Origin of the sequence: Methanosarcina mangrovi (assembly GCF_052057765.1) — an archaeon.
Taxonomy (GTDB): domain Archaea; phylum Halobacteriota; class Methanosarcinia; order Methanosarcinales; family Methanosarcinaceae; genus Methanosarcina.
Window position 1 is genome coordinate 1,072,781 of the sequence record NZ_CP195120.1, and the last position, 11,760, is coordinate 1,084,540.

The 11,760-nt window shown below is 41.8% G+C and carries 6 protein-coding genes; 5 read left to right on the plus strand and 1 reads right to left on the minus strand.

What is annotated here, in order from left to right:
* Window positions 1–26 precede the first annotated feature (26 nt).
* Window positions 27–4,649 (minus strand): hypothetical protein, encoded by a 4,623-nt coding sequence (locus ACSAZL_RS05085; RefSeq protein ID WP_440947646.1) that lies wholly within the window; start codon window positions 4,647–4,649, stop codon window positions 27–29.
* Window positions 4,650–4,906: 257 nt separating this feature from the next.
* Between ACSAZL_RS05085 and ACSAZL_RS05090 the strand changes: the two genes are divergently transcribed.
* From ACSAZL_RS05090 to thrC, 5 genes are all read left to right on the plus strand, one after another.
* Complete coding sequence (locus ACSAZL_RS05090) at window positions 4,907–7,753, plus strand: DUF3458 domain-containing protein (RefSeq protein WP_440947647.1); 2,847 nt, start codon at window positions 4,907–4,909, stop codon at window positions 7,751–7,753.
* A 315-nt stretch (window positions 7,754–8,068) separates the two neighbouring features.
* Entirely contained in the window at window positions 8,069–8,407 is a 339-nt protein-coding gene (locus tag ACSAZL_RS05095) for a DUF1622 domain-containing protein (protein ID WP_440947648.1), read from the plus strand.
* An 18-nt stretch (window positions 8,408–8,425) separates the two neighbouring features.
* A complete protein-coding gene (locus ACSAZL_RS05100) occupies window positions 8,426–8,758 on the plus strand; it encodes a DUF1622 domain-containing protein (protein WP_440947649.1) in 333 nt (110 codons plus the stop codon).
* Window positions 8,759–9,462: 704 nt separating this feature from the next.
* Window positions 9,463–9,798, plus strand: a complete 336-nt coding sequence (locus ACSAZL_RS05105) for a DUF1622 domain-containing protein (protein ID WP_440947650.1) — start codon at window positions 9,463–9,465, stop codon at window positions 9,796–9,798.
* 608 nt (window positions 9,799–10,406) lie between these two features.
* Complete coding sequence (thrC, locus tag ACSAZL_RS05110; protein ID WP_440947651.1) at window positions 10,407–11,624, plus strand: threonine synthase; 1,218 nt, start codon at window positions 10,407–10,409, stop codon at window positions 11,622–11,624.
* Window positions 11,625–11,760: the final 136 nt, after the last annotated feature.

The following is an 11,760-nucleotide window of genomic DNA, read 5'->3' on the forward strand; positions in this document are numbered from 1 at the left end:
TGACATTGACTATATTGTTCGTCAAACTATTTTTTTATTGGCAACGACTCTATTTCATCATTTTCTACCCATAATAAATATACTCTTTCACGTCTAAACCTGAAACTATCCAGTTCATACCATGCGCGCGGAGATTGTTCACGTATCAACTTAACAAGCCAAAACAATTTAAGACCATCTTTTTGAAGCCCAGATTCTAAACACGATCTTCTGACAAACAATGAATACTGATTATCTTTTAACTTCTCCCCACATGACGAATTAAACCCTTTTAGATTACCTTTTTTATCACAGAATCTTTTATTATCTCCATCCATTATACTACAGATATTGCGCACTTTTTTTGAAGGAAGATAGTAAGTTGATTCCCCATATTTCGCGGAATCATACATTCCCTCAAGTACTGCAGGAGATATTGTATATCTAAATGGTTTCCCTTCATATATTGTCCAAAAATCTATTTGATCTCTATATTCTCTTTTCCACGGAATCCACAATAAATCAACGGGACTTGAATAAAATTCATGGCCTTCTACAGTACAATATGTGCCCCCCATATAAAGCAGAGAATCAATCTCTGAAACTCTTGATGCGCACTCTCTTTTAAAAAAATTAAATTCATTTTCAGTTGTAAAATAACTGCTTATCCACAGCAGTGATTGTGCATCAGTTTCATTCTCTGTTAAAATGGTAAAATTATATAAGCAGGTCCATAAATCATCTAAATTTCTGTTAATCAATTTTATGTCTTCGATAGTAGGTAATATCCATGACGAAAACGGAGGGATATCGGCTTCATTAATCCATTTAACGATATTTCTTTTTTTATCACTTTCGTATATCTCTAATTTTGGACATAAGTCACTAGGTAAAAACCAACCTATTAATTCATTGTTTTGATCCTGGTCTTCTTCTAATAACTCTTGAGCAGGGTTGGAAATATAGATTATGGAACTATAGTCATTAATCTTGAATTTATTACTTCCATAGGGATTTTGATATTCAAGTATATCTGAAAAATATCCAATTAGTTCATGAACAGCACACCAAACATACTTTTCAGCAAAACTAGAAATTCGACTTCTTTCTCCATGTGTTGCAGGAGGGTACTTACGGATTATCGCAATATCTGCACCCAGAAGTTCTCCTTCTTCTCCTCCATTAGGTATACCATAAAATTGTTTTTCGTTCCAACCAAGATTTTTTATGTATCTGATACTTGCACCAAGAGCTAATTGATGAGGTGTTATATTTTCTACGCCAATACTCGCAGCATATTTGTTGAGCAGCTCTGTTGCTTCTGGATTTCTAGTATTATCTCTTACTTTCTTTACTTCGTCTTTTTCTCTCTTCTTCTCTTCTGAAACTTTCTCCCGAAGGTTGTTTATGATGAGTTCAATTTCTTCGCGTGTTCCTTCTAAGAGTTTAGTTTTTTCTTCCTTTTTTCGTTCTCTATTTTCTAAAATTTCCTTTAAACAATTCTCTACAGAAAGCTCGATTTCCCCAAATGTTCCTTCCAATAAGTTTTTAATCAATTCTGTTGACAAATTTTCCCATTCATTGTTTTGATGAGCGGAATTATTATCTAATTCTCTATCCGTTTCAAAAAATCCTTCATAACTTTCTTTTAGCACGTACCAACCCAAGTCCATATCAACTGGTGTAAAAGTTTCTGATTGACTTTGGACAGCTTCCTCATCTAATCTAAGTAGCTTTTCTTTTATTTTATATGGAGGTCTGGATTTGAGAACTTGTTCTTCACTAACAAAGTTACAAAAAAAAGCTCTTTCTACTATTAGTCTCCCTGCATGTCTAATCACAACGTTATTAATTGACTGAATCTTTTCATCTTCAAAAATTTCATTAATTGTCCATTCAGCTAACCTGCCTAATTCTCGGTCACTTTGATTAACTAAACAAGCCGCCCCTAAAGCAACAGATATTAAATCCTCCTTCATTTGAGGATCATCTGTGCCAAATGTGAGGTTAAGTAAATTGATTAATTGGTCTAAATTATTTGTTCCCCATTTAGTTAGCTCCTTGCGACAATAAAGACGCAAATCATTGTCTACAGTTGTTAATGTCCAAGTAAATAATAGAGGTAAACCATCAAATTTATCATATTTTTCTAATTTAAGGTCACGAATTGGATTCCTACCATATCCTTCCCAAACCTCGTCTTGATTCTTTGGGATATAATCAGGACCAGAAAAAATTAGATCTCTTGATGCTACATCATCAAAACAAGTTAAAATATCATGAACTAATTTTGGTCCGAGTGGATGATTTTCCATGCGGGCGACCCTTACAACTAATATCTTAAGGGTTTTTCTGCATGAGGGCATCGATTCCCTTAGCTTAGTTTCAACCCAACCCTTATATATTGCAGCTGTTTCTATAGAGGCATAAGATAAGGCAGATAACCTCAAGTCAGCAATAGTGTCTTTTGAGAGGTCATCAGTCCATAAATCTCTATCTCCAACAAGCCAATTGTTTTCAGCCAGTAAAATAACAGCAGCCATCTGTTGTGATGAATAATTGTCTCTTAATCCTGAACTTTGTCTGATTGATCTTCCAGAAACAATTTCCTTTACTTCTTCTCTAGCTATCAAATAATCATTTAGAGGATTAAATGCAATTTGATATTTCTGCTCAGAAGGATCTAGCGGATCATGAGACTGGAGCACGTATTCATACAGAAGCCCATAATTGACCAAACAATCTAATATTCTTCCAGCTGTATTCTCATCTATCAGTCCAGTCCTACCTTGCGAACTTTTGATTAAACTGCAACATTCATTCCTGCTCACTTCAACGGTTGACAGGAAAAATTTTGCTAGAGAAGTAAGACACCTTAAAATGACAGAATCACGTTCTCCCCACCTATTTCCAAGCATAATACATATTTCTTTATCTACGCGAGCGATTTTTGATTTAAGTAGACTCGAAACAGTCGTGTATATCGGATGTGATGGGGTTAAACAACAGTCACTGTATTCTTCACAGAAAAGCCTTAAAGACAGCAGATCTCTTATAGCCCAACGTACCCAGTTTACTTGGATTACATTAATATTATAGTGTTTTACATATGCTGGAAACAATTCATTGACAGATACATCTCCTTCTAGTGGGAGATATATCAATCTATTTAAGTCAGATTCAACATGTTCATTTTTAAAAACATATGGTCGACTACTGAAGCAAAATCTCAGTTTAGGATGCCACTTATTGATTGTTTCTAGCTCCCCAACTCTTTCAATCCATGAATTCCATGTAGTTGACTCATCAACCCCGTCAATGCAAATCAAAAATCTAGTAGTTTCATTTTCAATTTCTGAATCAAACTCTTCATTCAGAGCTCTTCTCACATCACATATTGAGGCACATGCCTCTAATCCGGACCATATTTCGTCTGTAGACCATTCTCCAGATAGCTCTAAAGATCGCCTTAAAATCGAACCCCAACCTTCATCAGCACGAACATCTCTAGCTCGGATTAATAGTGCAGGAAAGTTTTCTTTTAAATTGTTTTCTACATAATTAGCTAATCCATGTGTTTTCCCAGTACTCGGATTTCCTAAAATTATCATGTTAAAAGAAGCCAAAGATGAAGAAACCTCATTAAAATAAGTTGCAAGATCAGGATAGTCAAAAGGAGGAGAATTTACATCTACAAGTGCCCTTTCTAAATCTCGATAAGTGATTCTATATTTCCACTGTGAGCGATTCTTTAATAGATCGAAAAGTTCCCGAAAACCTGCGTTTTCCTCCAGTTTTAATGGATCTATGTATGCACCATATTTTGTAGCGTCGATAAGGTACTGACATGTTTGTAAATATATCATTAGAACTTTCTTTGCTCTCTCAAATTTTGTTAGTTCATCATGGTTATAAACAGTGGTAATGTTAGGCAATGACAGAAAATGCTCAATTTCGCTAAGTGCTTTGATAATTTTTGTTTCAACTTGTGTCAAATCAAAAACTAAATTTTGCCTATATGTGAAGACACCTAACATCTCTGAAATATAATTACAAATATATCCCGACCCATGAAGGGAAGAAACATATCGTTCTTTTAACCATCCGTTTTTGGCTAATTCAAAACGTTTTTTTAATGATTCTAATGAAATCTCTTCTCTTTCGAACCAAAATTTTCTAATTCCTTCTGCTTCAGGATACTGTAATTCAGTCGATAATCGCTTTTCATCCCAAAGTTCCAAAACCATTTCAGGATATTCTTTTTTTATATTCTCAAAACAGTTTTCTACACGTGATCTTTCATGATTTATTATTTTTTTCTGACCTTTTCCCATTCTTTCATCTGAAAGATTTCGAGGAATGCATATTATGTACTTCGTGATATTATTTCTGATTTTTTTTGCCGTCTTAACTGAACTTTGAATTTGTTTGATTTGAGTATCTTCTATTGAACTTGGGAACCATTTTGCTTGAAGACCTATGTATTCGCCTGTTTGGAGTTTTGTATATGCTTCTACTCCCCCGTCACCACCAGCACCATTCACAACGTTTATGCATAGAATTTTGTTTCCATATTCACGATGGGACCATTTTTCAAATAACTGGTCGCATAGGGCTTCAAAAGCTCTTTCTGGCGCTTCATTGTATGTACGAAAACGAGTCCAGTTCAAAAGATTACCTCTTAAGTTCGGAACTAATTTGGACAAATTTGTTACAAATACTCATTTAGTATAAGTATTTAGTAATTTAAGTTTTTGAAATAATTATTTAGTTTCTTCTTGAAATAAATGAAATCCTAAACATGCTAAATAAACTTCCTTGAATTAATATTACATTCTTCTCCTTCTCAAACTACACCTTTAAATCCCTCCTCACCCTTTTCTATCTCACAATATTACTCTCATAACTTTTACTCGGTGACATTTTTATGAATAATAGGCTGTACAAATATTATCCCGAAGACTTCGGGGAGCTTACTGTTGATGTTTTACATATGGACCTGGTGTTTGACGTCTATGACGACAGGACTAACGTGAAGTCCGTGCTCAGGGTCAGGACGAAGGACGAGCCCATTGAGAAACTGGAGTTGAACTGCAGGGACCTTGAGGTCCGGGCTGTGAGCTGTTTTCAGTCCGAGGTCTCTTACAGGTACAGGAAAGACGATGCAATTCTCGAAATCGACTTCATGGATACGATTCCTCCGCAGACCGAGATTGCGGTTATCACGGATACGGTCTGCAGGCCTACAAAGAACATCCTTGAGGGGCTGTACTATGACGAGACGCCGGCAGGGGCTCCTCCTCAGCAGATCACGCAGTGCCAGCAGTGGGGGTTCCAGAGAATCGTGCCGTGTATTGATGACATGTGTGCAAAGTGTACTTACAGGACGACCATCATTGCGGATTCGCGGTATACGAACCTGATAACAAACGGGGACGTCGCAGTCGAGCGGCAGACCGTAAAGCCGGGCAGGGACAAAATCGTCTACGACAACTCGATAACTCCGATGGCTACGTATCTCTTTTTCCTGGGCGTGGGGACTTATGCTACTTTTAAGCGGGAATTCGAGTACCCGGACGGGGATACCTTCATGCTCGAACTCCTGGTGCCGCCGGGCTCAAGTGAAGAGGCTGCCGAAGAAGCGCTTGACATCCTGCACGACGCGGTCATGTGGGTCTATCTCTTTACAGGGCCCGAGCAGTTTGATGAAACAAAACTGCCTGTCAGGAAAGAGCTCTGGGAGCTTGTCCGCAAGCGAGAGGACATGAAACTTGAGGGGAAGGAGGTCAGGCTGGAAGAGCTTCAGGAGCTCAGGGAAAAGCTTGCCGGGCTTGCTGCAGGCATCACGTCTGGGTACAAATACACCGGGACCGTCTACAGGGAAATCGGGATGCAGAACTCGGACTTCGGGGGCATGGAAAATGTCGGGAACACCACGATTACCACAAACCGCATAATGCCTTTCCCGCAGATAACCGATCCTGCTTTTGAGTACATGATCCGGGTCAAGGTGCACGAATATCACCACAACCAGAACGGGTCCGAGGTCACGGGAAAGAGCCCGTTTGAGATCTGGCTGAACGAAGCCGTGACCGTGCATGTGGAAGAGCAGTACCACGCCTTCCTTTTCGGTGAAGACTACCAGAGGCTCGGCAGGGTGCTTGATTTGCTTGCCCCGGCGTCGGGGACTTTTGCCCTGGACTCGGGAGCTGCCTCCATGCCCATAATTCCTGACGGCTTCAATGACCCCAACGACCTGATCACTGCCGTAACTTACGTAAAAGCTCCCGAATACGTGCGTATGGTCGAGACCCTTATAGGCAGGGACACTTTTGTCCGGGGCCTGGACCGCTACTTCAAAAAGTTCAGCCATTCGAATGCGACCACAGAGGACTGGATCGAAGCCGTGGAAGAAGAAAGCGGACAGCCCTTAAAAGAGATGTCCGGGACCTGGCTGAAGCAGATCAGGTTCCCGGTAGTCGAAGTCTCTGCCGAATACGACAGGGCTGAAAAGAAGTTCACTTTCCTGATCAAGCAGAAGGTGCCTGAGGGCGGAAAGCCCTGGGAGTTCCCACTCAAGGCAGCCCTTGTTGACGAAAACGGGAATGACCTTGCCGAAGTCATGGAAAGGATAAGCGAGGAAACTTCGACAATCACGATTGAAAACGTGGACCTTCCGGCTTTCCTCTCCCTGAACAGGGGCTATTCTTTCTACGGAAAACTCGTCTACAAAGCAAGCCAGGAAGAGCTCCTGCTGCAGGTCCGGAAAGATAGCGATATCATAGGCAGGTTTACGGCTTTCTATACCCTCGTGGACCGGGAAAAGTTCAGGCTGCTTAAAAATCCTGACGCAAAGCCTTCCGAAGACTTTGTCGATCTCTATTACAGGCTCCTGAACGACCGGCAGCTCCTCGAAAGGGCAGGAGGTCAGTTCCTGACCATCTTTGAGTCCGTAGAAGACGAAGAATTTGCCCACAGCTACCAGGCCCTTTACGACGTAAAACAGAAACTGCTGAAAGCGGTTGCCTGGAAATACAGAAGTTCTATAATTTCTGCCTACCGTTTCTTTGAAAACTCCTCGGTTTCAAGGGACTCGACCCTCGAAGAGGCTGCAAGGGTAATCAAAGTCAGGCAGGCCAAAAACTTCTGCCTGAACATCCTTGCAACCCTCGACACCCCGGACATCCATGCCCTTATAAAGCAGCAGTTTGAGACTGCAACCTGTGCAACGGACCGGCTGAGCGCCTTTGCCGCATACCTGAACAGTTCGGCCCCGGACAAGATAGAAGTCCTGAGGGCCTTTGAAGCCGAATCCAAAAAGAACCTTGTTGCCTGGGAAGCCTTCCTCGGAGTAATAGGAAACAACAGCAGCATTGATGCAGTCGAACTTGTCAGGGAAATGGAAAGGTCACCTGCCTTCAGGATCGAGCAGACAAACGACCAGCGTGCCCTTTACGGCAGCTTTGCAAGGAACCGCAAGAAATCCCTCCAGACCGAAGAAGGCAGGGCCCTCTTTGAGGAAATCCTGAGAAAACTGACCCCCGTAAACGAGTACAGCACAGTCAATATGCTCAATGCCTTTGCAAACATAGACCTGATGGAATCAAAGTATCATATCCCCCTGGTCAAGATCCTGGCAGACCTCCTCGGAGAACTGGACCCGCAGAATTTCCCGAGTGTCTATAACAGGATCAGAAAACTCCTTCTCGGAGCTCCGAAAGCTGTCAAAGCCTACGGGATAGAGCACGGTGAAATTCCGGCTCTGCAATCCTGAATTATTTGGAACAAGTAAGCTTTACCTAAAGCCGTTTTCTTTGCTCCGGTATTTTCCCGGAGCAAAACATTTTACTCGAATTTCCTGCCTGTTTTTCAGATCTCTCCACATTTAGTGAGTTCGTTCTTTTTTATAGGTCCGGCAGGTCTGTCTTTTGCGGACAGGGCAGGGAAATCTATTATATTAAGATAGATAAATATATTTGAGTATTCGGGGCAAAGTACAGGGAAATTCAAAACTCGCTTCTTTACTCTATAAAGTTTCATTTTCAAGATCAGTACGTTTTCTGATTCGGCTATCTCGGGAAGAGGGAGAATGGTGTTTGAACTTACCGGTGTGGTTCTGAAGGCATTTGCAATATTTTTTGAATCTGTGAGTGCGGTTCTGATTACTTATGGGGGACTAAAAGCTGCAACTAAAATCTTTTTTATGGAGGTTCACAAGCAGCCCGAAGACTACAGGAGCATAAGAAAAGAATTCACGGACAAAATTCTTTTCGGGCTTGAACTGCTGATAATTGCTGATTTGATCGAAACTTTGAGAAAGCCTTTCCTTGAAGAACTGCTGGTAGTCGGAGCCATCGTGATTATCAGGACTATTCTTGGTTACTTCCTGAGTAAGGAAACAGAAGAATCTGTCTTAACCGAATCTTGAGGGGCTTGAGGGATAAAATTGGTCCAGGGACTGTTTAATACATTTTTACAAATCTTTGAATGGGTCTTCGAAGCTATCGGTACGATTATTATAATTTACGGAGGGCTGAGAGCAGTAGCTCAAATCATTCTTCAGGAAATATCAAAAAGGTCTTACAACCTGGGAGATATCAGAAAGGAACTTACAAACAAAATACTCTTCGGGCTCGAATTTTATATCGTCGTTGCTGTTTTCGGAACCATGAGGGACCCTTCGATGCAGGACCTATCTATTCTGGGTGTAATAGTGCTTATCAGGACCGTACTCGGCTACTTCTTAAATAAGGAAATTGAGGAGTATAAGTTTGATTGAAATTCATCGGTCATCGGTTAAGGAATTTTCTTGCCTGAAAGCTATCGATTTTGCACCAAAAAGCTGCCTTAAATTTTGGCCTTATTACCTGAAATCGATACCCCGTTCCAGTCCGCAACACATTAAAATTATTGGCAATTGTTGTGAGAATGGAGGCAATTTATCACGATTCCTCACTTTACCGAAGACACATGGATTGAAATTATCATGAATAGCTGTAAATCACCTTCCACTGTATGAATTTTCGTCAAAACCCACTCCCGACAGCAGGTTTTTTAGTACGTTAATCCCTCATTCCGATTCAAGTTTTGTTAATAAGTCCTGAAAGACCTGTTCCGAAATCCGGAAGCAAATATCAGAGTTCTTTCTCCGTGCCGTCCCCGGCCCTGGCTGACCCGTCAATCGGCAAATAACAGCTTGAAAACTACCTGGTGCCGCGATTAAGAAATAATACATATTAAAAGAAATTATTAAAGAAATCCCCCTCTCCTGGGAGAATATTTTTTTCTTAAACCCTGAGAATGCTTTTCGATTAAAGGGAAATATAGCGGTCTCCGTCAGCTTGCCTGGAAGCCTGTCTCACTTTCTGACTTTTGCAAGAAGAATATTTATCTCGGAGAAATGAAATGTCATGATTGTTATTCGGGAACCTTTTCCCGGATTTCGAGATCTGGCTTTTGAGGGGGATTGAGGGGGATGGTGGAATGACATTTTTATATTACGAAGGGCTGTTACTGGACGTATTCTTTGCTCTGTTCAACATTATGGGATCTTTTCTTATAATATACGGCGGGCTCAGGGCAATGTTGGGGGTTTTCCTGATTGAAGTTTTGAAGAAACCGTACAGCTACCAGCAGGTGAGAAAAGAGCTAACAAACAAAATTGTCTTCGGGCTTGAGTTTTTCATTGCAGCCGACGTTCTGGAAACCGTACGAAACCCCTCTCAGGAAGAACTGCTCCTGCTGGGAATGGTCGTATTGATAAGGACGGTCCTTGGCTATTTCCTCAGTAAGGAGGTTACGGAATACGAGCTGGATTAAAACAGGTTTAAACTGCCTGATCCGAAATCTTCCTGATCCTCTGTGCCTTTAACACCAACCCTTTCTCGCCCTTCCGGGTCTGGTACCTGAAAAAAATTCAAAAATTTTCGAGTCTTCTTCAATCTTTTTTACCCTTCTCTAATCTTCTCTACTCTTCTTCAATCTTCTCCAATCTCCCCCCACGCTTCTTGAAGATGAATAAACTGCTGTTAGACGCATATGGTATGCCTGCTTCTACGGAGCTATTATAAAGCCTGAATACCGTACAACTCTAAAAAATAGTATGATTTAAAAGCAAGTAAAGTGTTAAGGATACAAAATATTATTAAACTCCAATATTATACTAATCCGAAATCCAGATTATGCTGACCTGAACTCCGGGTTGTATTAATGAAGTGACATAATAAACTGATATGAAATTGTGCAATGACATGGAATCATGTAACCGGTACTGTTAACAAATGCTACCGTGAAATTATGCAACAACATGAAATCGTGTAAACGTGAAACCTTGTAATAATCGTGTAATAAATTCTAACATGAAATTGGGTACTGCTCAAAACCCGGTATCCGGATAATTCAAAATCATAAGAAACAGGAGCAATTTAATGTATCACCTGAAATGTATCGAATGCGGTGCAGAATATTCCAAGGATGAAGTGATCTATACCTGCAGCAAATGTGACGGGCTGCTTGATGTTATCTATGACTATTCTTCAATTAAACTTGATATGGATAAATTAAAGACCGAATGTCCCTCGGTCTGGAAGTACGCAAAACTTCTGCCTGTGGAAAGGGAGCCTGTGACGATCCGGGAAGGCGGGACCCCTCTTTATAAATGCGACCGGCTTGCCGAAAAAATAGGGATAAAAGAGCTCTACGTAAAGCACGAAGGCATGAACCCGACGGGCTCATTCAAGGACAGGGGTATGACTGTCGGGGTTACGAAAGCCCTTGAACTAGGCATGAATACCGTTGCCTGCGCCTCAACCGGGAACACTTCCGCAGCCCTCGCAATCTATGGGGCAAAAGCAGGAATCCCTGTTGTCGTGCTGCTCCCGGCAGGAAAGGTAGCCCTCGGAAAGGTTGCCCAGGCCCTGATGCACGGGGCAAAGGTCCTCAGCATCCGCGGAAACTTTGATGACGCGCTTGCTCTTGTACGCACGCTCTGCTCTCAGGAAAAGATCTATCTCTTAAACTCAATCAACCCTTACAGGCTTGAAGGCCAGAAAACTATCGGCTTTGAGATTGCAGACCAGCTCGGCTTCAAGGTGCCTGACAGAATTGTCCTGCCCGTAGGAAACGCAGGAAATATCACTGCTATCTACAAGGGCTTCAGGGAGTTCAAAATCCTCGGGATAACGGACTCTCTTCCGAAAATGACCGGGATCCAGGCCGAAGGTTCCTGCCCAATAGTAAAAGCCATAAAGAGCGGGGCTCCGGCAATTACCCCCGAAGGGAACCCCGAAACCGTTGCAACGGCAATCAGAATCGGAAACCCTGTAAACGCAACAAAAGCCCTCAGTGCCATAAGGGAGTCCGGCGGCACTGCAGAGTCCGTGACCGACGAGGAAATCCTTGCAGCCCAGAAAGACCTTGCAAGGCTTGAAGGCATAGGGGTAGAACCCGCAAGTGCAGCCTCGGTTGCAGGGCTCAGGAAACTTGTCGATATGGGTGTTATAGGCAGGGACGAAACCGTTGTCTGTATCACGACAGGTCACCTCCTTAAAGACCCGCAGACCGTAATTGATGTCTGCGAGGAGCCGACAGTTGTTGATGCAAGCATCGATGCTATCCGGGAAGCAATCTTCGGAAAGGCAAAATAAAATCCGGAGAAACACATTAGATAAAATATTGAATCAGGGATTGAATTAAAGAACCGGGTCGGTTCCAAAACCCGATCGGCCAAATACAAAGATAAATATTTACGTGCCGGAACCGTAAACAGTTGAAAGATTGACA